Source organism: Pseudonocardia alni, from assembly GCF_002813375.1.
GTDB lineage: Bacteria > Actinomycetota > Actinomycetes > Mycobacteriales > Pseudonocardiaceae > Pseudonocardia > Pseudonocardia alni.
The window spans coordinates 5,230,920-5,254,858 of sequence record NZ_PHUJ01000003.1 but is presented as its reverse complement, the minus strand read 5'-3'; the positions used below and the strand labels follow the sequence as shown (position 1 = coordinate 5,254,858).

General features: G+C 75.5%; 22 protein-coding genes. 7 read left to right on the top strand and 15 right to left on the bottom strand.

Features of this window, described 5'->3' with window-relative positions:
- Nucleotides 1-2 precede the first annotated feature (2 nt).
- From ATL51_RS25850 to ATL51_RS25840, 3 genes are read right to left on the bottom strand one after another with little or no spacing between them, the layout of a single operon-like run.
- Nucleotides 3-794, bottom strand: coding sequence for an endonuclease/exonuclease/phosphatase family protein (locus ATL51_RS25850; RefSeq protein ID WP_100880215.1), 792 nt, complete (start codon nt 792-794; stop codon nt 3-5).
- An 8-nt stretch (nt 795-802) separates the two neighbouring features.
- The gene (locus tag ATL51_RS25845) at nt 803-2,368 is read right to left on the bottom strand and encodes an FAD-dependent oxidoreductase (protein ID WP_100880214.1); all 1,566 of its coding nucleotides are present in this window, start codon (nt 2,366-2,368) and stop codon (nt 803-805) included.
- Nucleotides 2,365-3,294: a carotenoid biosynthesis protein gene (locus ATL51_RS25840; RefSeq protein WP_100880213.1), complete on the bottom strand. Its 930-nt coding sequence runs from the start codon at nt 3,292-3,294 to the stop codon at nt 2,365-2,367. The genes ATL51_RS25845 and ATL51_RS25840 overlap by 4 nt, the downstream gene beginning before the upstream one ends.
- 126 nt (nt 3,295-3,420) lie before the next feature.
- Between ATL51_RS25840 and ATL51_RS25835 the strand changes: the two genes are divergently transcribed.
- The gene (locus ATL51_RS25835) at nt 3,421-4,560 is read left to right on the top strand and encodes a glycosyltransferase (RefSeq protein WP_301549193.1); all 1,140 of its coding nucleotides are present in this window, start codon (nt 3,421-3,423) and stop codon (nt 4,558-4,560) included.
- Nucleotides 4,557-6,110 carry a phytoene desaturase family protein gene (locus tag ATL51_RS25830; RefSeq protein ID WP_083658024.1) on the top strand — a complete coding sequence of 518 codons (1,554 nt, stop codon included), beginning with the start codon at nt 4,557-4,559 and terminating at the stop codon, nt 6,108-6,110. The genes ATL51_RS25835 and ATL51_RS25830 overlap by 4 nt, the downstream gene beginning before the upstream one ends.
- On the opposite strand, the gene ATL51_RS25825 is transcribed toward ATL51_RS25830, so the two are convergent.
- Nucleotides 6,010-6,690, bottom strand: a complete 681-nt coding sequence (locus ATL51_RS25825; RefSeq protein ID WP_073573950.1) for a CDP-alcohol phosphatidyltransferase family protein — start codon at nt 6,688-6,690, stop codon at nt 6,010-6,012. The genes ATL51_RS25830 and ATL51_RS25825 overlap by 101 nt on opposite strands.
- 36 nt (nt 6,691-6,726) lie before the next feature.
- On the opposite strand from ATL51_RS25825, the gene ATL51_RS25820 reads away from it, so the two are divergent.
- Nucleotides 6,727-7,539, top strand: a complete 813-nt coding sequence (locus ATL51_RS25820; protein ID WP_157818529.1) for a YhjD/YihY/BrkB family envelope integrity protein — start codon at nt 6,727-6,729, stop codon at nt 7,537-7,539.
- Nucleotides 7,540-7,563: 24 nt separating this feature from the next.
- Here ATL51_RS25820 and ATL51_RS25815 read toward each other — a convergent pair whose 3' ends face one another.
- A complete protein-coding gene (locus ATL51_RS25815) occupies nt 7,564-8,358 on the bottom strand; it encodes an SDR family NAD(P)-dependent oxidoreductase (protein ID WP_073573952.1) in 795 nt (264 codons plus the stop codon).
- 154 nt (nt 8,359-8,512) lie between these two features.
- On the opposite strand from ATL51_RS25815, the gene ATL51_RS25810 reads away from it, so the two are divergent.
- Entirely contained in the window at nt 8,513-9,145 is a 633-nt protein-coding gene (locus ATL51_RS25810; protein ID WP_073573953.1) for a TetR/AcrR family transcriptional regulator, read from the top strand.
- A gap of 9 nt (nt 9,146-9,154) precedes the next feature.
- Here ATL51_RS25810 and ATL51_RS25805 read toward each other — a convergent pair whose 3' ends face one another.
- From ATL51_RS25805 to ATL51_RS25780, 6 genes are all read right to left on the bottom strand, one after another.
- Nucleotides 9,155-9,910, bottom strand: coding sequence for an IclR family transcriptional regulator (locus tag ATL51_RS25805; protein ID WP_073573954.1), 756 nt, complete (start codon nt 9,908-9,910; stop codon nt 9,155-9,157).
- Between the two features lie 143 nt (nt 9,911-10,053).
- Entirely contained in the window at nt 10,054-10,827 is a 774-nt protein-coding gene (locus ATL51_RS25800) for an SDR family NAD(P)-dependent oxidoreductase (protein WP_073573955.1), read from the bottom strand.
- Complete coding sequence (locus ATL51_RS25795) at nt 10,824-11,597, bottom strand: SDR family NAD(P)-dependent oxidoreductase (protein ID WP_100880211.1); 774 nt, start codon at nt 11,595-11,597, stop codon at nt 10,824-10,826. The genes ATL51_RS25800 and ATL51_RS25795 overlap by 4 nt, the downstream gene beginning before the upstream one ends.
- The gene (locus ATL51_RS25790; RefSeq protein WP_208623071.1) at nt 11,594-12,904 is read right to left on the bottom strand and encodes an MFS transporter; all 1,311 of its coding nucleotides are present in this window, start codon (nt 12,902-12,904) and stop codon (nt 11,594-11,596) included. The genes ATL51_RS25795 and ATL51_RS25790 overlap by 4 nt, the downstream gene beginning before the upstream one ends.
- Before the next feature lie 41 nt (nt 12,905-12,945).
- Complete coding sequence (locus tag ATL51_RS25785) at nt 12,946-14,682, bottom strand: oxidoreductase (protein WP_100880210.1); 1,737 nt, start codon at nt 14,680-14,682, stop codon at nt 12,946-12,948.
- Nucleotides 14,675-15,601: a dihydrodipicolinate synthase family protein gene (locus ATL51_RS25780; RefSeq protein WP_073573959.1), complete on the bottom strand. Its 927-nt coding sequence runs from the start codon at nt 15,599-15,601 to the stop codon at nt 14,675-14,677. Before ATL51_RS25780 ends, ATL51_RS25785 begins: the two co-directional genes overlap by 8 nt.
- Before the next feature lie 126 nt (nt 15,602-15,727).
- Here ATL51_RS25780 and ATL51_RS25775 point away from each other — a divergent pair, with 126 nt between their 5' ends.
- Nucleotides 15,728-16,621, top strand: coding sequence for a LysR family transcriptional regulator (locus ATL51_RS25775; protein ID WP_167410052.1), 894 nt, complete (start codon nt 15,728-15,730; stop codon nt 16,619-16,621).
- Here the strand turns inward: ATL51_RS25775 and ATL51_RS25770 are convergent.
- The 4 genes from ATL51_RS25770 to ATL51_RS25755 all read right to left on the bottom strand — a co-directional run bounded on the left by ATL51_RS25770 (nt 16,618) and on the right by ATL51_RS25755 (nt 22,121).
- Nucleotides 16,618-17,823: a cytochrome P450 gene (locus ATL51_RS25770; protein ID WP_073573961.1), complete on the bottom strand. Its 1,206-nt coding sequence runs from the start codon at nt 17,821-17,823 to the stop codon at nt 16,618-16,620. The genes ATL51_RS25775 and ATL51_RS25770 overlap by 4 nt on opposite strands.
- 38 nt (nt 17,824-17,861) lie before the next feature.
- Nucleotides 17,862-18,809 carry a PDR/VanB family oxidoreductase gene (locus ATL51_RS25765; RefSeq protein ID WP_301549192.1) on the bottom strand — a complete coding sequence of 316 codons (948 nt, stop codon included), beginning with the start codon at nt 18,807-18,809 and terminating at the stop codon, nt 17,862-17,864.
- 87 nt (nt 18,810-18,896) lie between these two features.
- On the bottom strand, nt 18,897-20,567 hold the full coding sequence (locus tag ATL51_RS25760; RefSeq protein ID WP_073573963.1) for an FAD-binding dehydrogenase: 1,671 nt from the start codon (nt 20,565-20,567) through the stop codon (nt 18,897-18,899).
- A 141-nt stretch (nt 20,568-20,708) separates the two neighbouring features.
- Nucleotides 20,709-22,121 carry a CARDB domain-containing protein gene (locus ATL51_RS25755; RefSeq protein ID WP_157818527.1) on the bottom strand — a complete coding sequence of 471 codons (1,413 nt, stop codon included), beginning with the start codon at nt 22,119-22,121 and terminating at the stop codon, nt 20,709-20,711.
- 395 nt (nt 22,122-22,516) lie between these two features.
- Here ATL51_RS25755 and ATL51_RS25750 point away from each other — a divergent pair, with 395 nt between their 5' ends.
- Both ATL51_RS25750 and ATL51_RS25745 read left to right on the top strand, forming a co-directional pair.
- The gene (locus tag ATL51_RS25750) at nt 22,517-22,972 is read left to right on the top strand and encodes a hypothetical protein (protein WP_161151387.1); all 456 of its coding nucleotides are present in this window, start codon (nt 22,517-22,519) and stop codon (nt 22,970-22,972) included.
- Nucleotides 22,969-23,937, top strand: a complete 969-nt coding sequence (locus ATL51_RS25745; protein ID WP_073574092.1) for an arsenic resistance protein — start codon at nt 22,969-22,971, stop codon at nt 23,935-23,937. The genes ATL51_RS25750 and ATL51_RS25745 overlap by 4 nt, the downstream gene beginning before the upstream one ends.
- Nucleotides 23,938-23,939: the final 2 nt, after the last annotated feature.

The following is a 23,939-nucleotide window of genomic DNA, read 5'->3' as shown; positions in this document are numbered from 1 at the left end:
GCTCAGCCGGGCCCGACCGTCGCGGCGACGGCGCGGTGGTCACCGACGTCGAGTGGCAGCACGGCCGGGTCCCGCCCGGTCAGGCGGCCGAGCGCGATCAGGTGGTCGAGCTGGGCACGCGGCGTCGCCGCCGGGAACGTCCGCCCGTCGACGAGCCGCCGGCCGCCGGTCACCATCGCGGGGAGCGAGCCGGGCAGGTTCAGGTCCCCGGCGACGACCACCGGCCCGGGCAGCCCCGCCGCCCAGCGCCGCAGCGCCCGGAGCTGGCGGACGGCCGTCGGCGGGGCGAAGGACAGGTGGGTCGCCACCACCGTGAGCGTCCCCAGCTCCGCGGCGACGGCGACGCGCGGCTCGTCGGGGAACCAGGCGAGCCGGGTCCCCCCGCCGGGGGCGGGCACCGGCACCGGCAGCCGGCCCCGTCCGGCCTCGAACCCCAGCACGTGCCACCGGCGCACCGGGAGCCGGGAGAACAGCGCGACGCCGTAGCGCGGCCCGGTCGCCGGGTCGCCGGGGCCGCGCAGGACCGGGGGGTCGAGCGGGGTCCACGACGGCAGCGGGTCCGGACGCGGCTCGCCGTGCATGGTCGCGGCGGAGCGCCAGTCCACGGCACCGAGCCCGGCCGCGAGCAGCGACGGCTGGTCGTCGCCCGCCGAGCGGGACTGGCCGGTGTCGACCTCCTGCACCGCGACGACGTCGGCGCCCACCCCGGCGACGGCCGCCCCGAGCGCGGGGCCGGTCAGGCACCGCCCGTCCGCCCCACGTCCGGAGGCGAGGTTCAGCGACGCGACCCGCACGGCCGCGGTCAGCGGGCCGCGGCGTGGCGTCCGCGGGCCCCGCGCAGCGCCGGGACACCGGCGAGGAGGCCGCGCTGCGGGATCCCGTCGACCGGTTCGGCGGCCGCCCCCAGCTCGGCGAGCACGTCGTTCGCGGCGAGCACCCCCGACATCGACGAGCGCTCCATCAGCCCGGCGAGGTAGGGCGTCTCCACGAAGTCACCGGCCACCCGCAGGCCGCGCGCGTCGGTCCGCACCCCCGGCCGGGTGCCCGCCGTCCCGGGCGGGAACGCGGGCGCGGTGGCCTCCAGCCGGTCGTACCGGTCGAGGACGGTCGCGTCCGCGGTCTCGGGCCACAGCACGGCCAGCTCGGCGCGCAGCGCGGCCGCGGCGGACGTCGCGTCGGGCTCGGCGCAGGAGTAGGAGTGCAGCTCCAGCACCGAGCCGCCGGTCGCGGCGGCCCAGCGGGCCGAGGGCTCCTCCAGCCGGGAGTAGACGGTGACCGAGTCCAGGGTCGGCTGGCCGCTGACGGCGCTGAACACCGCCCGTCCCGGGGCGACGTCGCGGTCCAGCCACAGTCTGCTGACCGCGAACGGGGGCGCGACGCGCAGCGCCGCGCACTGCGCGTGCAGCCGCGGCGCCGCCGCCGCCAGCGCGGGCGAGCCGGTGACGACCGCGCGCAGCGCGCCCGGGTCGAGGGCGAGCACGAGGTGCCGGGTGGTGGTCGCCGCGGGGCCCTCGATCCGCCAGCCGGCGCCGTCGGGGTGCACCGCGGTGACCCGCGCCCCGGTGCGGACCTGCGCCCCGAGGGAGGTGAGGTATCGCCACAGCGGCTGCCAGACGGCGGTGGCGTGGTCGGTGCACGGGGCGTCGAAGGCGATGCCCTCGGGGTTGCCGAGGAAGTAGTAGTGGAACATCGCGACGAGCTCGGCGGCGGACAGGTCGCCCTGGTTGCAGAAGAACGACCGGGCGAACGCCTCGAACAGCATGCTGCGGGTGCGCTCGGTCATCCCGAGCCGGTCGAGGAACGACGCGGCGTCGACGCCGTCGAGCTCGGCGGTGGTGGTGGCCCGGTCGTAGGCCAGCAGGGCGCGTCCGGCGTCGGGGTCGGCGGAGGTGAGCTCGCGGCGCGACAGGCTCCGGCTGCGCAGCGCCAGCGCGAGCAGGTTGAACGGCGGGGCGGCGGGCAGCCCCGACAGGTCCTCGTCGGGCCACCGCGCGGAGATCACCGGGTAGTGCCCGACCGGCCACAGGAACGACAGCTGCGGGTCGGCGCGGCGCAGGATCGACCGCCAGGTGTAGTACTGCCGGAAGAAGGCGTGGAAGCCGTGCTCGACCTGCGCGACGGTGCCGTCGGACAGGGTGTGCGGCCAGGCCCCGAGCCGTCCGCCGAGGTGGTCGGCCGCCTCGAGCAGGGTGACCCGCACCCCGCGTTCGGCCAGCACCACCGCCGCGGACACCCCGGCGATCCCGCCCCCGACGACGACCGCCTCCGACCCGGCGGGCACCTCACGCGGCAGCAGCGGGTCGGGTGTCACCAGCCGTCGTCGGCGCATGCGCAGCGGTGCGGCGCGGCGCCGCAGCGGGTCGGTCACAGGGTCCCTCCGGGACGGACGTGCGGACCGTGTCCGCCGGGGTGGCGGGCAGCGGATTCGTGGGCAGCGGAGTCGTGGGCAGCGGAGTCGTGGGCAGCGGAGTCGTGGGCAGCGGAGTCGTGGGCACCGCGGTGACGGGCCCCGGGGCGGTGGGCCGCGCGGTCGCGGCGCAGGACGAGCGCGTACGGGACCGCGACCAGCCCCATCAGCACCCCGCCGACCAGGGCCGAGCCGGGCAGGCCGAAGAACACCAGGTGGGCGAGCACCGAGGAGGCGTAGACCCACAGGTACAGCGCGGCCGCGGGCCCCGAGCGTCGTGGGCCGCCGGGCAGCGCACGGTGCAGCGTCCCGACGATCAGCAGCGAGACGACCAGCCAGCCGGCGTAGTTGGTCAGCGGGATGCCGGGCACCAGCGGGAGACCCGGGTCGGGGCGCGCCCAGACCCAGTGGCCCGCGTCGACCATCTGCGGGTCGAGGAACACGTCCCAGGCGGCCAGGGCGAACGCCCCGACGGCGACGACCCCCGGTCCGCGCCGGGCCAGCGCCCGGCCCACGACGAGCGCGGGCCAGGCCATCATCGTCCACGCCATGGGCACGACGAGCGGGACGCCTGCCACCTCGGCGCCGAGGGTGCCGGTGTAGGCGTAGTCACCGAACGGCCACCCCGTGGCGAGCCCGACGGACTCGGCGACCAGTCCCCCACCGCCGGCGACGCCGAGCAGCACCAGCCCGCCCCGGGTGCCGTGCACCCGGACGACGTCGGCGACCGCGGCCAGGAAGAACACCGCCACGCTCAGCACCGTCACCGACGTCCGCAGCGGGGCGGGGGTGAGCGGGTAGAGGATCTGTACGGTCACCGCTCCGGCGACCAGCACCCAGGCGGGCAGGGCCGTGCGCAGTGCCCGGGGGGAAGCGGCCAACGCCACGCGGGAACCTCCACACGGTCCGGTCGGGGGTGGTCCCACGGTGCCACCACCCGGGCACGCCCGCGCGTCGTCCGCGGCCGCGGCGACGTCGCGCGGCCGGGCCGCCCCCTCCGTAGGGTCGCCTGCGTGCTCCTCCGCCGGCCGCTGCGCGCCGTCCGTCCGCTCGTGGCCGCCGGGTCCGTCCTCGCCGCGGCCGGGACGGTGCAGGCCTGGGTGAACCGGGCCGGGCTGCGTCGCCCGCCCGCCGCGCCGCCCACGGTGACCGTGCCGGTGTCGGTGCTGGTCCCGGCCCGCGACGAGGCACACCGGATCGCACCGACGGTGCGGGCGCTGACCGGGCAGCGCGGGCTGGCCGACGTCGAGATCCTCGTCCTCGACGACGGCTCCACCGACGGGACCGCCGACGTCGTGCGCACCGCGGCCGCCGGCGACCCCCGGCTGCGCGTGCTCACCGGTACCCCGCCCCCGCCCGGCGTGGTCGGCAAGCCGCACGCCTGCGCCGCGCTGGCCGCCGCGGCCCGCGGCGAGATCCTGGTCTTCGTCGACGCCGACGTCGTCCTCGTCCCGGACGCCGTCGCGGCCGCGGTGGCGCTGCTGCGCGACCGGGACCGGCCGCTGGACCTGCTGTGCCCGTGGCCGCGGCAGGTCGCCTCCGGCCCGCTCGGCCGGCTGGTGCAACCGCTGCTGGCCTGGTCGTGGCTGACGACGCTGCCGCTGTCGGTCGCCGAGCGGTCCGGACGGGCGTCGATGGCCGTCGCGAACGGACAGTTCCTGCTGGTCGAGACGGCCGCACTGGCCCGGGCGGGCGGCTGGGCCGCGGTGTCGGGCGCCGTGCTCGACGACATCGGGCTGGCCCGGGCGGTCCGCGCCGCCGGGGGCCGGACCGGCATCGCCGACGGGTCGCAGGTCGCGTCCTGCCGGATGTACGCGTCCGGCGCGGAGCTGCGGGCGGGCTACCGCAAGTCGCTGTGGGCGGCGTTCGGCTCGCCCGCCGGGGCGGTCGCGGTCGGCGCCGGGCTGGTGCTGGTCTACGTGCTGCCCGCGCTCGCCGCGCTGACCGGGTCGCGGGCCGGGCTGCTCGGGTACGCCGCCGCCGTCGCCGGGCGGGTGCCCGCCGCGCGGTGGGTCACCGGGCCGTCGGGCGGCGGCGGCGCGGTCGACGCGCTCGCCCACCCGGTGTCGGTGCTGGCCCTGCTCGGGCTACTCGCGTCGTCGTGGGCGGGCAGGCTACGCGGCACGCTGAGCTGGAAGGGGCGTGCGCTGTGAGCCGGGTCGTGGTGGTCGGCGCCGGGCTGGGCGGGCTCGCGGCGGCGGCGCGGCTCGCCGCCGCCGGGCACGCGGTCACCGTGTTCGAGCGGGCCGACACCCCGGGAGGGAAGCTCGGCGTCGTCACCCGGGACGGGTTCACCTTCGACACCGGTCCGTCGCTGCTCACGATGCCGGACCTGCTCGACGACCTGTTCGCCGCGACCGGCGGTCCCGCGGACCTGCCGGTCACGCCGGTCGACCCGGCCTGCGGCTACGTCTTCGCCGACGGCACCCGGCTGGACCTCCCGCACGCCGTGGCCGCGGTCCCGGCCGCCCTCGACGCCGCCCTGGGCGACGGCGCCGGCGCGTCCTGGACGGCGTTGCACGAGCACTCGCGACGGCTGTGGGACCTCGTCGGGGAGCCGGTCCTGCGCCGCCCGCTCACCACGGCCGCGCTCGCCCGGATGAGCGCCCGCCCGGCCGACCTGCGCGCGGTCGCGCCGTGGCGGACCCTCGACGGGCTGGGCGCGCGGCTGCTGCCCGACCCGCGGCTGCGGACCTGGCTGAACCGCTACGCCACCTACTCCGGTTCCGACCCGCGCCGCACCCCCGCGGTGCTGGCGGTGACCGCCTTCGTCGAGCAGGAGTTCGGCGCGTGGTGGGTGCCGGGCGGGCTGCGCCGCATCGTCGACGCCGTCGTGGACCGCTGCGTCGCCCTCGGCGTCACGCTCCACCCGGGCACCCCCGTCGACGAGGTCCTCGTGGAACGCGGCCGTGCCGCCGGGGTCCGGGCCGGGGGCCGCGAAGTGCGGGCCGACGTCGTCGTGTCCGGGGTCGACGCGCACGTGCTGCACGAGCGGCTGCTCCCCCGCGACGTCGCGCGCCGGGCCCGCAGGCGGCTGCACCGCACGCCCCGCTCGACCGCCGGGTTCGTGCTGCTGCTCGGGCTGTCCGGCCGGGAGCCCGGGCCGGCGCACCGGGTCTGGTTCCCGCGCGACCAGCACGCCGAGTTCGACGCGATCTTCGGTCGCGAGCCCCGCCCGGTGCCCGACCCGACGGTGTACGTGCACACCCCCGACGACCCGGCGCTGCGCCCCGACGACGCCTCCGAGGGCTGGTTCGTGCTGGTCAACGCGCCCCTGCACGCCCCGGGGCGCGGTGTCGACTGGGACGCCCCCGGGCTCGCGGAGCGCTACCGGGACCGGGTGCTCGGCGTGCTCGCCGCCCGCGGCGCCGACGTGCGAGACCGCCTGCGGTTCGCCGAGGTCCTGACCCCGGCCGAGCTGGAGCGGCGCACCGGTTCGCCGGGCGGCGCGATCTACGGCACCGCCTCGCACGGCCCCCGGGCCGCGCTGCGCCGGCCCGCCAACCGCGGCCCGGTGCCGGGCCTCTACCTGGTGGGCGGGTCCGCGCACCCGGGCGGCGGCATCCCGCTGGTGCTGATGTCGGCCGAGATCGTCGCCGGGCTCATCGGCCCGGCGGGGACTCCGGGAACCGCGGCGGGGTCGTCCGGACCACGCCCACCGCGAGCTGCACCAGCCCGACCGCACCCAGGACCGTCCAGGTGAGGGCGAAGACGGTCCCCCACGACACCCCGACCAGTGGCGGGCCGGCCGGGAGCACCGCCGCACCGAGTGCGGGCAGGGCGACCACGACCAGCCGGGTCGGCCGCTCGGCGACGGTCACCGCGCCCACCCCCGGCATGCCGACCGACTGCGCGCGGGCCCGCAGGAACTCGTGCACGAAGACCAGCGCGAGCGCCGCGAGGACCCAGCCGGGCGCGGCGCCGAGCGCGACCAGCACCGCCCCGAGCAGCAGGTCCCCGAGGCGGTCGGCGACGGCGTCGACCACCGCACCCAGCGGCCGGGCCCGCCCGGTGCGCAGCGCGACGGCACCGTCGAGGCCGTCGAGCACCCCCGCCGCGACCACGAGCAGGGCTGTCACCGCCGTCCACGGCGCCCCGGCCGGCGCGACCGCCCATGCCCCGGCCAGCACGACCACGCCGGACAGCGACAGCACGTCCGGTGGGACCCGGGCGACCGGGCCCGCGGAGAGGACCCGCACCATCCGGAGCCAGCCGCGTACCACCGGGGAGGGCCGGATGCCGCCGTGCAGGGCCGACCAGCCGTCGTCGTCCCCGGTCGTCATCGGACCAGCGTGCCAGCGCCGCACGGGGGGCGCGCCGTGAACCGGGCCCGCGCCCTCGCCCGCCGGCTCGGGAACACCTTCCCCGGCAGCGACATCGCGCTGTGGGCCGCCGGTGCGACCTACTTCGGGGTGATCGGGCTGGTCCCGCTGGCGATGGTGGCGTTGTGGGGCGTCGGCGCGCTGGCCGGGCCGGGGACGGTGACCACGGCGATGGAGGCGGCGATCGGCGGGCTCCCCGGCGGGCACGGCACGCCCGAGGCGCTGCGCACACTGGCCGCGGTGTCGCTGTCGATGGCCTGGTGGCAGGCGCTGGTCGTGCTGTTCCCGGCCAGCCTCTACGGCGAGGGCCTGCGCCGCGCGTTCGTCCAGATGTCCGCAGCCCGCGACCGTCTCACCGGCTGGCGCGGCCGCGCCGGGCTGCTCGGGGTCGCGGCGGTCGCGCCGTTCCTCGTGCTGGTCGTGCTGGGCGCGGCGCCCTACGTCGGGCCGCTCTACGCCGCGGGTGGCTGGTCGCTGGTGTGGGGCGTCGTGGTCGCGTTCCACGTGGTGTGGGTGACGCTGTCGACCGCGCTGCTCGCGGTGTTCGGGCTGGTCGGGCCGGGGCGGCTGGGCCGGCGCGCGCTGGTGCTCGGCGCGTTCGGCACCGGGTCGGTGCTGGCCGGGTTCCTGCAGGGTTTCCTGCTGTTCCTGGCCATCCCGATCGAGTGGTCGGCGCCGTTCGCCGGGCTGCCCGTGGTCGGGACGGTGTCGGCGCTGGCGCTGTGGCTCTACCTGCTGCACATCCTGGTGCTGTGCGGGTTCCGCGCCACCGTGGTGCTCGACGAGGTCCTCACCGCCCGGGACCGGTGATCCCGGGCGGTGCGGACCTGCCGGTCACATGCCCATGCCGCCGTCGACCGGCAGGCCGGCGCCGTTGACGAACCGGGCGGCGTCGGAGGCGAGGAAGGTGACCGCGTCGGCGATGTCGGCGACCTCGCCGAGCCGGCCGGACGGGGTCAGCTCGACCACCGCCCCGACCGCGGCCTCGGGGCTCTCGAACAGTCCGAGACCGGCGGTCTCGACGGCGAGCTTCTGCCCCATCGCGGTCGGCACCAGCCCGGGGTAGACGCAGTTGACGCGTACCCCGTAGCCGAGCTTGCCCGACTCCATCGCCGCGACCCGGGTGAGCCGGTCGACGCCGGACTTGGTCGCGGAGTAGCCGGCGATCGCGGGGAACGCGATGGTGGCGGCGACCGAGGACACGTTGATCACGGCGCCGCCACGGCCCGCCGGGCCACCCGGGCGCATCGCCCGGAACGCGTGCTTGATGCCGAGCATCGTGCCGAGCAGGTTGATCTCGAGCATCCGGCGGACGTCGTCGGGCTCGGTGTCGACCAGCAGCTGGGTGACTTCGACGCCCGCGTTGTTGACCACGACGTCGAGGGCGCCGAACCGCTCCACGGTCTCGGCGACCGCGGCGGTCCAGGACGCGTCGTCGGTGACGTCGAGGTGCACGAACCCGTGCTGCTCGCCGAGGGACTTCGCCAGTGTGGCGCCTGCCTCGTCCTGCAGGTCGGCGACGACGATCCGGCCGCCGGAGTCGGCCATCGCGCGGGCCATCCCCTCGCCCAGTCCCTGTGCTCCTCCGGTCACCAGCACGGTGCGTCCGGTCAGGTCGATCTGCGTCACGGCGACTCCAGTGTCGATCGGTGATGGGGGCCACACCCTGCCGCGATCTCTGACCAGTTGTCAAGATATCGTCGGGCGGGCGTCCAGAACGAGGGCGTCGGAGGCGCAACGGTCGGTTACAGTGGCTGTCGAGCGGACGACGGGAGGGGGCCGCGTGGCACGGGCGAACCCGGTCGACAAGCACGACGCGCGCCGGCGCGCGCTGGCGGACTCGGCCCTGCAGACCCTCGGCGAGCTCGGCTACGCCCGGGCGTCGCTGCGCGAGATCGCGCAGAACTCCCCGTACAGCCACGGCGTCGTGCACTACTACTTCGCCGACAAGCTGGAGCTGATCGTCTACTGCGTGCGTCAGTACAAGGCGGTGTGCGTGACCCGCTACGACGGCGCCGTCGCCGACGCGACGACGGCCGACGGCCTGGTCACCGCGTTCGCGGACAAGCTGTGCGAGACGGTCGTCGACGAGGCCCCGATGCACCGCCTCTGGTACGACCTGCGCGCCCAGAGCATGTTCGAGCCGAACCTGCGCGAGGCCGTCGGCCAGATCGACCGCACCCTGGAAGACATGGTGTGGCGGGTCGTGACCCGCTACGCCGAACTCGCCGGCACCGAGGTCGCGCTGGGCCGGCACGCCGCCTACGGGATGGTCGACGGGGTGTTCCAGCAGGCGCTGCTCGGGTTCCTGAGCGGCGAGGACCCGCACGCGCTGGACACGCTGCGCACCGAGGTGCGCGACCTGCTGCCACTGACCCTGCGCCCGGCGCCGGTCGGCGCGGGCGCCGGGGCCTGAAGCCGGCACTCAGTCCGGCGCGGTGTCTTTCCCGCCGTGTGCCCGGGCGATGCCGTGCGCTGCGGCGCGCAGCGCCGGGACGAGGGTGCGGGCCCGGCCGTCGTGCGGCTGCACCGTCGACAGCGCCGCGACGACGGCCCCGTCCCGGCCGCGCACCGGGACCGCGACACCGGTCGCGTCGGGGTGCACGTGGCCCTCGGTGACGACGTGGCCGTCGCGCCGGACGCGGGCGAGTAGGACCCGCAGCCGGTCCGGGTCGGTCACCGTGGCGGGGGTCCGTCGTTCCAGGGGCGCCGCGAGCACCCGTTCCTGCTGCTCGGGCGGCGCGTGGGCGAGCAGCACCAGCCCCGATGACGAGACGTGCAGCGGCAGCCGCCCGGCGATCCGGGTCAGGTTGACCACCGCCCCGGGCGCGGAGAGCCGCTCCAGGAAGATGACCTCGTCGCCGTCGAGGACACCCAGCTGCACGTGGTGCCCGACGACCGCGTGCAGGTCCCCGAGGAACGGCAGGGCCGCGGCCCGCAGGGTCAGCGTCGGCGACGCCCGCTGCCCCAGCTCCCACAGCCGCATCCCGATCCGCAGCCGCCCGGAGCCGGTGCGGGTGAGCAGCCCCTGCTCGACGAGCTGCCCGACCAGCCGTGACGCGGTCGCGACGTGCAGCCCCGAGGCGCGGGCGATCTCGGCGACGCCCAGCTCGGCCCGCCCGGGCTCGAACACCGACAGGATCCGCACCGCCCGGGCCAGCACCGGTTCGCCCCCGACCACGGGTCGAGTCTGCCCCAGGGTGCCTCCCCGGTCACGCGGCCCGGTGGCGATCACCTGCCCGTGACGCCGCGACGGGCGGGCCGGCCCGGGCCCGTCGTCGCGGGTGCCCCGTACGGACCGTCGGACGGATACCGCCCCGTGGCTCAGCCCTGCGGGACGCGGAGGCCCGACATCCCGCCGTCGACCGCTAGGACGGCGCCGGTGAGAGAGCGCTGGTGCGGGTCGGCGAGGTGGAGGATGGCCCGCGCGACCTCCTCCATCCCCACGAGGCCCCCGGTCGGCTGGCGGCTGCGCAACGCCGCGAGCTCGGTGTCGGGGTCGGCGGCGGCGTCGAGCAGCCGGCCGATCCACGGGGTGTCCACGGTGCCGGGGCACACGCAGTTGACGCGGATGCCGTCGCGGACGTGGTCGGCGGCCATGGCCCGCGTCAGGGACAGCACGGCCCCCTTGCTCGCCGAGTACAACGCCCGGTCGGGCAGTCCGGCGGTGGCCACGATGGAGCCGACGTTCACGACCGAGGCCGAGCCCGCGCGGCGCAGTGCGGGTAGCGCGGCCCTGGTCGTGCGCACCAGCCCGAGCAGGTTCACGTCGAGAACCCGACGCCACTCGTCGAGGTCGTTGGCCTCGACGGTGCCGGCCGCGCCGACACCGGCGTTGTTGACCAGGATGTCGATCCGGCCGAACGCCGTCATGACCTCGTCGACGGCGGCGGTGACGGAGTCGTCGTCGGTGACGTCGGCGCGCACGCCGAGCAGCGGGCTCGGCACATCGCCCGGATCGAGGTCGAGCACGGCGACCCGGGCGCCGCGCGCCGCGAACAGGGCCGCCGTGGCTGCGCCGATGCCGGAGGCCCCGCCGGTGACGACGGCGGTCAGCCCGGCGAAGTCCGCGCGGGGGTCGGTGGTGGTGTCGGTCATGGCAGGGTCTGTCCTCCGTCGACGTGCCAGGACTGCCCGGTGACGAACCGGCTGGTGTCCGAGGCGAGCACCAGGGCCAGGTCGGCGACGTCCTGCGGGGTGGTGAGACGTCCCATCGGGATGCCGGTGCGGTACTTCGCGGGGTCACCGTGGATCTGGCGCTCCGGGCCGACGCCGAGCTCACGCCACTGGGCGCGTTGCAGCTCGGTGTCGCAGGAGCCGGGGCACAGCGTGTTGACCCGGATCTGCTCGGCGGCGAGTTCCAGCGCCAGGCAGCGGGCCATCATGTCCGTGGCCGCCTTGGACGCGCAGTACGCACCCAGGTCCATCCGCGGGGTCCGGGCACAGTTCGAGGTGACCACGACGATCGAGCCGGGCCCGCCGCGGGCACGCATGTGGCCCGCCGCGGCGCGCACCGACAGGAACGCCGCCCGGGTGTTGACGGCGAACTGGGCGTCCCAGTCCTCGACGGCGGAGGTGACCAGGTCACCGGCCCGCAGGATGCCGGCGTTGTTGACGAACACCTCGGGTGCCCCGAGCCGCTCGACGACCTCGGCGAACGCCCGGTCGACGGCGTCGGCGTCGGTGAGGTCGGCCGACACCGGGACGCCGCCGAGCTCCTCGGCGACCAACCGCGCGCCGTCGGCGTCCTTGTCGATCACCGCCACCCGGGCCCCGGCGTCGGCCAGCGCCGTGGCGATGGCCCGGCCGATGCCGCGGGCCGCGCCGGTGACGGCGGCGGTGCGACCGGTGAGATCGAGTGCGGTCACGACGCGACCTCCCCGGTGGTGTGGTCGGCGTACCGGGCCCGCATGGTGAGCAGGGACGCCAGGCTGATCACGGCGGTGGCGACGAGGAGCGCGGCCATCGGCCAGGACGCCTGGTCGTAGGCGACCAGCAGTGCGCTGGCCACGAGCGGGACCAGCCCGCCGAGCATGCCGCCGATCTGGTAACCCAGGGAGGCACCCGAGTAGCGGAGCGCGGGCGGGAACATCTCCGAGTACAGCGCCGCCTGCGGCCCGTACATCAACGGGTGCCCGATGCCCATGATCACGATGACACCGAGGAACAGCAGCGGTGTCGACATCGTCTCGATCAGCCAGAACAGCGGGAACGCGAACACCGCCACCAGGATCGCCCCGGCCGCGAACACCGGTCGTCGGCCGACCCGGTCCGACAGCGCGCCGAACAGCGGGACGGTGCCGCACATGATCACGGCGGCGACCAGGACGGCGGCGAGGAACGTGCCGCGCGGGATGCCCAGGTGCGACGTGGCCCAGGACAGCCCGAGCACGGTGACCAGGTAGAAGACCGTGTTGATCACGATGAACGCGCCGGCGGCGCCGAGCACACTGCCCGGGTGCCGGGCCAGTGCGTCGCGCACGGGCAGCCGTGCGGTCTCCCCGGCCGACTGCATCTGCGCGAACACCGGGGACTCCATCAGCCGCAGCCGCACGACGAGCCCGACGACGATGAGCAGCGCGCTGGCCAGGAACGGCACCCGCCAGCCCCAGGACAGGAAGTCCTCGTCGGGCAGGCTGCTCACCGCGGAGAACGCCGCGGTGGACAGCACGAGCCCGAGCGGGCTGCCGACCTGCGGCCACGACCCGTACCAGCCTGCTCTGCCGGGCGGCGCGTGCTCCACGGCCATCAGCACCGCACCGCCCCATTCGCCGCCGACGGCGACGCCCTGCACGAACCGGAGCGCCACGATGAGGACCGGGGCCAGGATGCCGATCTCGGCGAAGCCGGGGACCAGACCCATCGCCAGGGTCCCGAGGCCCATCGCGAGCAGCGAGACCACCAGCATCTTCTTGCGGCCGACCCGGTCGCCGTAGTGACCGAACACGATGCCGCCGAGCGGGCGGGCGGCGAAGCCCACCGCGTAGGTGGACAGCGAGGCGAGCAGGCCCGCACCCGGCGAGAACTCGGGGAAGAACAGTTTCGGGAACACCAGCGCTGCGGCGGTGCCGTAGATGTAGAAGTCGTACCACTCGACGGTGGTGCCGATCAGGCTGGCGAAGGCGACCTTGCTGCTCTGCCGCCGGTTGCCCGGTGGTGCGTGTACTGCGCTCACTGACGGCTCTGTCATGGCACGGGACCTCTTGTCGATCGATGTCAGGGGGTGGGGGCGGATCGAGCGCTGGGCGCCAGGGCGGCGTCGAAGGCGCTGGTGATGGCCTCGCGGGCCTTGCCGGCCCGGGCGGCGTCGCCGACGACGAGCACCGTGCTCCCGGGGTCGACGGGCAGTCGGCGGGCCAGTTCGGCGCCGCGTCCGGTGCGGAGCCGGTAGTAGAGCGCGTCCCGGATCCGCGGGGAGGCGAACAGGCGGGCAGCCGCCCGCGAGCGGGCGGCACGGGTGCGCAGCAGTCGGGGGACGACGGCGCCGAGGCCGAACCGGTAGTGCGCGCCGGTGGCCACGACCACCAGGTCGGCGCCGCGCAGGTCGTCACCGGCGGCTTCGGAGCCGTAGCGGAACCGGACGCCGCCGAGCCGGCAGGTCCGTTCCAGCTCGTCGATGTAGGCGGTGAACGTCGGTTCGGCCGCGGCGACGTCGTTGAACCGTGGGGCGAGCCCGGTGAGCCGGAACGCCCCGCCGGGGCGCTCCGCCCTGTCGATCACCGTGACGTCGTTGCCCTCGGCGACCTGGGAGGCGTAGGTCAGCCCGGCCGGTCCGGCGCCGAGCACCACGATCCGGCGGCCTCCCGGGGCGCTCGTGCCGGCGTAGACGTCCTCCCGGCCGGTCGCCGGGTTGACCACACAGGACAGCTGCGCGCCGGAGCGCATGTTCGTGATGCAGTGGTTGCAGGCCAGGCAACGCCGGACGGGGACTCCGGCCTGCGCCTTGGCCACCCAGCGCGGGTCCGCGATCAGCGGGCGGCCCAGGGCCACGATGTCGAGCTTGCCGTCGGCCACGGCGCGGGCGGCGAGGTCGGGGTCGCCGAGCCGCCCGACCCCGATCACCGGGACGTCGACGAGCTGCTTCATCCGTGCCGCGTACTCGACGAACGTCGCCGCGGGGTACGCCATCGGTGGGATCATCCGCTCGGCGGCGGGCAGGGAGCGGTAGTGCCCGGCGGTCACGCTGACCGCGTCGGCACCGTTCTGCTCCGCCCACCGGCCGACCTGCATGCCCTCGTCGGCGGTGAGCCCCCCCGGGAAGAAGTCCTCCACCCCGATCCGGAAGATCACCGGCAGGCCCGGGACCTCGGACTTGATGCGGCGCAGGATCTCCAGCCCGAACCGTGCCCGGTTCTCCAGCGACCCGCCGTAGGCGTCGGAGCGGGTGTTCTCCAGCGGGGACAGGAACTGCGAGATCAGGTAGCCGTGTGCGCCGTGCAGCTCGACCATGTCGAACCCGGCCCGCTGTGCGCGGGCCGCCGCGGCCACGTAGGCGTCGACCGTCTCGCGGATCCGGGCGGCCGACATGGCTTCCGGGACGGCGAGCTCGGCGTCGATCTCGAAGACCGGGGTGGGCACCGCCGACGGCGCCACGGGGGTGGTGCCGGAAACGACGGACCGCGCCCGGCTGCCGCCGTGCCCGAGCTGGATCGACGCCCGCGCCCCGGCCTCGTGCAGCGTGTCCACCAGCCGGCGCAGGCCGGGCAGGAACATGTCGTCGTAGATGCCCAGCTCGCGGAACCGGTGCTTGCCGGCGATCTCGGGTGAGGCCATCTCGACGGTGACCAGGCCGACACCACCGTCGGCGCGGGCCCGGTAGTAGGCGAGCGTCGCCTCGGTGACGTGCCCGGCGTCGTCCGCGAGGCGGGTGGTCATCGAGGGCAGCAGCGTGCGGTTGCGGAGCCGCACGCCCCCGATCTCGATCGGGTCGAACAGGCCGGGGACCTCAGCCACGGGGCAGCTCCGCCCGCTCGACGGCCGCCCGCAGCGTGGCCCGCTCGGTGTCGGGCACCGGCTGCAGGGGTGGGCGGACGTGCGCGGCGTCGATCCGGCCCAGCTGCGCCAGCGCCACCTTCATCCGGTTGTGCCCGTCCAGGAACGGATCCGCGTAGCAGGCCTCGGCGAAGGGCTGGATGCGGTCCCAGACCCGGCGTGCCTCACCCAGGTCCTGCTTCTCCACCGCGCGGAACAGCTCCACCTGCAGGTCCACGACGACGCTGCCGTGCCCGGAGAGGATCCCGTCGGCGCCGAGCACCAGGGAGGCGAGCAGCGAGCGGCTGAAGCTGGACAGCAGCGACACCGGCCGGTCCAGCGCTCGCAGCGCCCGCAGGTTGCGCTCGTAGGCGACGATGTCGTTCGACCACTCCTTCACCGCGACCACGCTGTCGATCTCGGAACAGATCCGGACCAGCGTGTCGGTGTCCAGCCGGAGTCCCGACGTCGCCGGGTAGACGAACGCGATCATCGGGAGCGACGTGGCATCGGCGATCGTGGCGTAGTGGCTCACCGCCATCTCCGGGCGCAGCTGTGCCCCGCCCTCGAACACGACTGTGGGGAACACGAGCAGCCCGTCGGCTCCGGCGGCTTCGGCATCCGCGGCGATCCGCGCGGCCTTGGCCGAGCCGTCCTGGTACACCCCGGAGATGACCGGGACCCGCCCGGCGACCTCGTCGAGGACGATGTCGAGCTGGCGGCGCTGCTCGTCCGCGGTCAGCGTGGCCACCTCGGAGGCGTGCGCGTTGGTCGTGATGCCCGCGACGCCCTCGACGTCGAGCAGCGCACGCAGGTGGCGGCGGAGGTTGGTCTCGTCGATCTGCAGGTCGTCGGTGAACGGGAGCAGATGCGCCGGGATCACCCCGTGGAAGGAGACCATCGTCGGTTCCGTCCTCTCGTCGTCGGCTCGGCTTCTCCTCGTCGGATCAGCGCGCTGACACCGACGCTAGGCCGGTCGACCATGCGGGATGAAATGCCGTTTCAGCACCGCTTATGCTTCCGGTGCATGACAGAGATTCCTGCGGAGCACGGAGTGGAGTTCCGGCATCTCCGCGCCTTCGTGGCCGTTGCCCGGGAGCGGAACTTCACCCGCGCTGCGCACCATCTCCGGATCACCCAGCCTGCTCTGAGCCGCACCGTCGCCTCGCTGGAACGACTGCTCGGCACCACGCTCCTGGCACGGAACCGCCGGACGGTGCAGTTGACCGCCGCCGGTCAGCAGGTCCTGCCACACGTGCACCGGGTGCTGGCGGCGCTCGACGAGGCGGTCGGCGCCGCGACCGGCGCACCTCCCACCCTGCGGGTCGGCTTCACCTGGGGCTCCACGGCCGAGTACACCGCGCCGATCGTGCGCGACTTCGAACGTGCCCACCCGGACGTGACGGTGGAGATCCGGCGTTACGACGACACCGTGGCCGGTCTGGCAGACGGGCGTACGCACGTGGGTTTCCTGCCGGGTGACCCCGGTGACCCCCGGTTCGGGACGCTGGTGCTCGCCGACGAGCCCCGCGTCGTGGCCCTGCCGGCGGACCACCGGCTGGTGGACGGCGGGACCGTGGTGCTGGACGACCTCGCCGACGAGGCGATCGTGATCAACGTGGTGTCGGGCACGACCACGCTCGATCTCTGGGAGCCGGCCCGGCGCCCGGACACCGTCGTGCATGTGCGGAACGTCGACGAATGGATGGAGGCGATCGCGGCCGGGCGGGGCGTCGGGCTCACCCCCGCGTCCACCGGACGGCTCTACACCCACCCGCAGATCCGCTACCGGCTCGTCTCCGACTCGCCACGGGTACCGATCACGCTGGCCTGGCCCCGGTTGGCCGCGCACCCGCTGGTCGCGGACTTCGTCGCCAGCGCCGAGCGCCTGCGACACCTGTCCGATCCCACCACCACCTAGGCCGGCGTGACCCGCAGCGGCATCGACGCCCAGGCGCGCATGGTGTTGTTCGGCCGTCGGCGCGGTGGCCCGGCGGGGGTGATCGTCGCGACCCGCGCGGCGAGCGCGGCCAGCACCGCCTCGGCCTCCAGCCGGGCGACGTGCTGGCCGACGCACTGGTGCAGCCCCATCCCGAACCCGACGTGGCCCGACGGGTCACGGTCGAGGTCGAAGGTGCCCGCGCCGGGGCCCCAGTGCCGAGGGTCCCGGTTCGCCGAGCCGAGGAACATCAGCACCTTGCGCCCGGCCGGGACCCGCACGCCGGCGAGCTCGGTGTCGGTCGCCGTCGTGCGGAAGAAGGTCTGTACCGGTGACTCCCAGCGGACCGCCTCGTCGAACGCGACCCGGGCGAGCCCGGGGTCGGCGCGCAGCCGCGCCCACTGATCCGGGTACCGGGCGACGGCGTGCAGCACCGCCGCGAGCCCGGTGACGGTGGTGTCGACCCCGGCCGACAGGAGCGACCGCACGACCAGCGGAGCCTGCTCGGCGGTGATGTCGCCGCGGTCGGCGGCGGCCCAGATGTCGGCACCGAACCCCTCCCCGGCCAGGGCGTCGCGGGCGCACTGGGCGTTCACCCAGGCCGAGAGCTCCCCGAGCCGCGGAAGCTTCTCCTCCAGCAGCGCGTTGCGCGGGCCGAAGGCGTTGAACAGCAGGTCGCCGTAGGGCAGCAGGTTCTCCCGGCCCTGCTCGGGCAGCCCGACGGCGTCGGGGAACACGCGCAGCGGGAACGCCTCGGCGACGGCGGGGACGGCGTCGAACTCGTACCCGCCGGCCAGCACCTCGTCGACGAGGATCTCGGCGTCGGCCGCCCAGCGCTCCCGCAGCACGCGCAACGCCCGGGGGCCGAGGACCTTCCCGAGCACGCGGCGGGGCGCGTCGTGGTGCGGCGGATCGGCCTCCAGCAGCAGCGACGGCGGCCGCCACGGTGGTTCGGTGTGGAAGTTCAGCATCCCGACCCCGGCCCCGGAACGGAAGGACTGCCAGTCGACGAGCGCGGCCCGGACATCGGTGTAGCGGCCGAGGGCGAGCACGTCGTAGCGGGTGAGCCGGACCAGCGGGCCCGCGGCGCGGAGTTCCTCGTGGAACGCGAGCGGGTCGGTGAGGACCTCGGGGGCGAACGGGTCGACGTCGGTGGTGGGCAGGTGGTCGAGCGCGGCCGTCATGGGCGCTGCCTTCCGGTCGGATCGGGTCGGGGTACGGCTCAGAGGTCGAGGACCAGTCGCGGGCCGACCGAGCGCGAGACGCAGACGAGCATGCAGTCGGCGGCGGCGCGCTCGTCGTCGTCGAGGACGGAGTCGCGGTGGTCCGGCTCGCCCGCCAGCACGGTCGTCTCGCAGGTCCCGCAGGTGCCCTGCCTGCAGGAGGACAGGACGTCGACGCCGGCGTCGGCGACCGCGTCGAGCACGCTGCGCCCGGGCGGCACGGTCACCTCGGTCCCGCGGCGGGCGAGGTGGACCGCGAAGGCGGTGTCGCGGACCGGGCCGGTCGCGCGCGGGACGAAGCGCTCGGTCCGCACCGTGTGCGACGGCCACCCGGCCGTGGTCTCGGCCAGCGCCGCGAGCAGCGGGGCGGGACCGCAGCCGTACACCCGGGTGTCCGGGGTGGGCCGCCCCAGGAAGCCGGGGAGGTCGAGCAGGCCGTGCTCGTCCTGCGGAACGATCCGGACCCGGTCCGCGTGGACCGCGAGCTCACGGGTGAACGCCATCGATGCGCGGGTACGGCCGCCGTAGAGCAGCGCCCAGTCCGCGCCGAGCAGGTCCGCCGTGGTGATCATCGGCAGGATCGGGGTGATCCCGATGCCGCCCGCGACGAACAGGTAGCGCGGGGCCGGGACCAGCGGGAAGTTGTTGCGCGGCCCGCCGAGACCGATCTCGTCCCCGACCGCGAGGCGGTCGTGGACCCAGCCCGAGCCGCCGCGTCCGGCGGGCTCGCGCAGTACGGCGACGCGGTAGCGGTGGGCGTCCCACCGGTCCCCGCACAGCGAGTACTGGCGGGTGTGCCCGCCGGGCAGGACGAGGTCGACGTGCGCACCGGGGGTCCAGTCCGGCAGCCGCCCGCCGTCGGCGGCGACCAGCTCCAGCGACACCACGCCGTCGGACTCCCGGTGGCGGCCCGCCACCCGGACCGTGCGGTTCTCGGCACCGGTCACCGCTGCTCCCCTCGTCGTCGAGGAGCCGAGCATCCGTCGCGAGGCCACCGTCCGGGAAGGCGACTCTCGCTCAGTGAGAGACCGGGTTCAGGCGGTTCCCGCCAGGCTCCGGCCGGCGGCCCGGCCGGAGAAGATGCAGCCACCGAGGAACGTGCCCTCCAGCGCGTTGTACCCGTGCACCCCGCCCCCGCCGAACCCGGCGGCCTCCCCCGCCGCGTAGAGCCCGGGGATCGGTTCGCCGTGGGCGTCGAGGGCGCGGGAGTCGAGGTCGGTCTGGATCCCGCCGAGGGTCTTGCGGGTCAGCACGTGCAGCTTCACCCCGATCAGCGGACCGGCGGCGGGGTCGAGGATCCGGTGCGGCGCCGCGACCCGCCCGATCCGGTCACCGAGCGAGCGGCGGGCGTTGTGGATGCCCTGGACCTGGGCGTCCTTGCTGTAGGGGTGGGCCAGCTGCCGGTCACGGGCCTCGATCTGGCCGCGGATCAGGGCCGGGTCGAGCGGCGGGGCGTCGGTGAGGGCGTTCATCCCCGCGACGAGCTCGTCGAGGGTGTCGGCGACGACGAAGTCCTCCCCGTGGGTCGTGAACGCCTCGACCGGGCCGGGCGCACCCCGGCTGAGCAGCCGTTCGCGGAGGAAGGCACTGCGGCGACCGGAGGTGATGTCGGGGTTCTGCTCGGAGCCCGACAGCGCGAACTCCTTCTCGACGATCTTCTGGGTGAGCACGAACCAGGAGTGGTCGTAGGGCGCGATGTCCGGGGTGGTGCGCAGGTGGCGCAGGGTGCCGAGGGTGTCGTAGCCGGGCAGGTACGGCGCGGGCAGCCGCCGCCCCAGCGCGTCGAACCACATCGACGACGGCCCGGGCAGGATGCGGATGGCGTGGCCGGGCCAGACCGGGTCCCAGTTCACGACGCCCTCGGTGTAGTGCCACATGCGGTCGCGGTTGACCAGCCGCACACCCGCGTCGGCGGCGATGTCGAGCATCCGGCCGTCCACATAGGCGGGCACCCCGGTGATCATCGACGACGGCGGGGTGCCCATCCGCCCGGGCCAGTACCGGCGGACCATCTCGTGGTTCGCGCCGATCCCGCCGGTGGCCAGGACGACCGCGGGCGCGGAGAGGGTGAACTCCCCGGTCACGTCGCGGTTGCTGGGTGCGCCGCGCGGCGAGTCGTCCGGGGCGAGGACGGCGCCGCGGACGCCGGTGACGGCGCCGTCGGTGCGGACCAGCCCGTCGACGCGGTGCCGGTGGTGGAAGGTCACCAGCCCGGCCTCGGCGGCGCGCAGGGCGGAGTCGACGAACGGTCCGACGACGCCCGTACCGGTCCCCCAGCTCACGTGGAAGCGGGGCACGGAATTGCCGTGGCCGGTGGCGGTGAGGTCGCCGCGCTCGGCCCAGCCGACCGTGGGGAGGAAGGAGATGCCCAGCTCGGTGAGGTAGGCGCGCTTCTCCCCCGCGGCGAACTCGACGTAGGCGCGGGCCCAGCGCGCGGCGTGGGTGTCCTCGTCGTCGAGGCGGTCGAAGCCGGCGCTGCCCTGCCAGTCGCTCCAGGCCAGCTCGACCGAGTCGTGCACCCGCATGCGGCGCTGCTCGGGGCTGTCGACGAGGAAGATGCCGCCGAAGGACCACCACGCCTGCCCGCCCAGGTCGACCGGCCCCTCCTGGTCGACGACGGCGACCCGGCGGCCCCGCCGGGTCAGCTCGTGGGTGGCGACCAGACCGGCCAGCCCGGCCCCGACGACGATCACGTCCGCGTCCATGCCACTCCCGTTCGTCGCCGGCCCACCGCACCCCGGCAGGGGCGGCCGGTACGCACAGAGGTATCAGATCCGCACCCGGGAACGGGTGACGGGCGGGTCGCGGCACCCGTGCGCCGCGACCCGCCCGCCGGGGCCCCGGGGTCAGCGCACGACGGTCGTGGTCACCCGTGTGGCGTTGTTGGCGAGCTTCGGGTCACGGACCTGCGACGGGGCGACGCCCGCGTCGAGGGTCCGCACCCCGGCCGCCGTGCGGTCCACGGTCACGGTGATCGTGAAGGTCCGCTCGGTGCCCGCGGCGATGCTCGGGACCAGGTAGGCGACGCTGCGGCCGCCGCTGACGATCCCGCCCTGGGCCGCGGTGGCCCGCAGACCGGTCGGGAGGGTGACGGCACCGGCGACCCGGGTCGCGGTGGCCGGGCCCGCGTTGCGGATGGTCACGGTGACGGGGGCGGTGGTGCCCGCCTTCATCGTGCCCGGCACGCCGAGCCTGATCGAGAGGTCGGCCTCCCGCGGGATCACCGGCGCGGGGGTCACGGTGAGGGCGAACGTGGTGCTCATCGTGCCGGCGGTGGCGGTGACCGTCACCGGGCCCGCGGTGTCACCGGCGGACAGTGCCGGGCCGGTGGCGACGCCGTCGGCGCCGGTGGTGGCGGTGGCGGTGGCCCCGCCGGGGAAGGCGGCGCTGCCGCCGGTCACCGTGAAGGTGACGTTCTGGCCCGCCACCGGGGCGTTGCCCGCTCCGGTGAGGGTGGCCGACAGCGGCTGGGCGAAGACGGTGCGGACCTGGGCGCTCTGCCCGTTGCCGCCGGTTGCGGCGAGCGCGGTCGGGACGACCGGGTTGTCGAAGTCCACCGTGGTGCCGTTGATCCGCAGGTTGTCGACGCCCGAGCGCAGCCCCGGGTTGCCGCTGCCCTGGTTGATCCCGATCCCGCCGATGACGACGGCGTCGGGCAGCGCGGCCTTCACCGCGGCGAAGTCGGCGGTGTAGGTGTCGAAGCCGTACCGGTTCGGCGTGCCGGTGCCGGTGATGCTGCCGCTGGCCCACCAGCCGCCGCTGCCCGCGGGGGTGCTCGACGCGGGCCACGTCTGCCACGCCCCGGTCTGCACCGGGGCGGTTCCGGTGTAGACCGGCTCGAACACCAGGGTCGTGAAGGTCGAGCCGTCCTTCATCGGGTTGACCGGGATGTTCAGGGCGGGTGCCTGCTGCGGGCCGCCCACCTGCTCGACGAGGGTCTGGTACTCGAGGTCGGTGATCTCCGAGAGCTTGCGCCCGTCGAAGGCCTGGGCGTACACGGTGACCTTGTCACCGCCGCCGGGGGTGTCCAGGCGCAGGTAGCCGTGTCCGGTGCGGGCCCTGGCATCGTCGACGACGGCGGCCGTACCGGCGTTGCGGACAGCCGTGCAGTACCCGGTCGGGCTCACCGTCGCGCCGCACGCCGGGATCTGGTCGTCGGAGACCCGGACGCCGTCGGCGGCGGCGGCGGTCCCGGCGACGAGCGGGACGAACCCGACCGCCGCCACCAGCGCGGCCGCCAGCAGGCGCCGTCCGCCCACCCGTGCTCCGTGCTCCCCGATCCGACGCGCCATGACTGCCTCCACCGCTCCGCCCGTCCCCGGGCCGTCGTCGCCGGGGCCTCTGCGCTCCCGACGGCCCCTGTGTCGTGGCGGCGGCTACGGTCGCTACACGACCTCATCAGAGCTGATGACCCACTCGGAGCATCACCAGGTGAGCCGGTCGGGGCACGGTCGGCTCCCACCGTCGACGCAACGACGACACGCAGACGGACACGCCGGACCGGTCGTCGGACACCGGCCACCGGTCCGCCCGCGGGCGGGGCCGGCCACCGACCGGACCGGGATTCGCAGCGCGTCACAGCGGTCCGGCCGACGGATCACAGGAGTGCCCTCTACCGTTGATCCGGTCAGCGGGACGAGCGTGGGAGGTGGACGTGCGGACCGACACCCGGCCCGGCCACGGCCCCTCCCGCCCGCGGTGGCACGTACCCGGGCTGCTCGGCGCCGCGCTCGCGCGGCCCGCGACCGGCGCCCTGTTCGACGGGCCGGCCGAGGACCCCGGTGACCACTTCTGCTCCGCCTCGGTGGTCGAGTCCACCACCGGCGACCTCGTCGTCACCGCCGCGCACTGCGTCGCCGACGGCGACGCGGACGCGACGACGGTGTCCGGCACCGCCGGGACGCTCGACGAGGACCAGTGGCAGCTCGACCGGCCCGGCCTCGACCAGGGTTCCAGCGGCGGCCTGTGGCCGACCGGCCCGGACGACTCGGAGATCCTGGCCGTCACCGGTGGCTACCAGCAGGGCGGGGACTCCCCCGACGTCTCCCACGGCGCCGACCTCGGCCCGGCCGTGCAGTCGGCGTACCGCTCGGCCGGGGGCACCGACTGAGCCGGCTCGTCGCCTGGTGGGACCGCCACCAGGTCGCGCTGTACCTGGCCGCGATCCTCGCCGGGGCGCTCCTCGGTCTCCTCGCGCCGCGGGTCGCGCCCGCGCTCGCCGCGTCGGTCACCCCGCTGCTCGCGCTGCTGCTGTTCGCGACGTTCCTCGCGGTCCCGCTCGTCGACCTCGTGCGGGCCCTGACCGGCACCCGATTCCCGGTCGTCGTGCTGGTGGCGAACGCCGTGGTGGTCCCGCCGGTCGCGATCGGACTGTCGCGATGGGTCGCCGACGACCGCGGCCTGCTCGTGGGCGTCCTGCTCGTGCTGCTGACGCCGTGCATCGACTACGTCGTCGTGTTCACCGGGCTCGCCGGCGGCGCCCGCGCGCAGATGCTCGCCGCGACGCCGCTGCTGATGGTCGCGCAGATGCTCCTGCTGCCCGGCTACCTGTGGCTCGCGGCCGGACCGGAGGTCCTCGCCGTGGTCGAGGCCGGGCCGTTCCTGCACGCGTTCCTCGTGCTGGTCCTGGCCCCGCTGGCCGCGGCGGCCCTGGTCCAGGGCCTGCGACGACGGCGCCCGACCGGCCGCGCAGCCCGTGTCGAGGGCGCCGTCGCCGGGGCGATGGTGCCGCTGATGGCGGCGACCCTGACCGCGGTCGTGGGCTCGCAGATCGCCGCCGTCGGGGCGCAGGCGCTCACCCTGGTGCGGCTGGTGCCGCTCTACCTGGCGTTCGTCGTCGCGGCCGTGGTGATCGGTCTGCTCACCGCCCGGGTGGCCCGCCTGGACGTGCCGGCCACCCGGGCGGTGGTGTTCTCGGTGACGACCCGCAACTCGCTGGTCGTCCTGCCGCTCGCGCTGGCGCTGCCCGGCGCGCTCGCCCTCGCCCCGCTCGCCGTCGTCACCCAGACCCTGGTCGAACTCGTCGCCCTGGTCGTGCTGGTACGGCTGGTGCCGGTGCTCGTCCCCGCCCGGTGAGC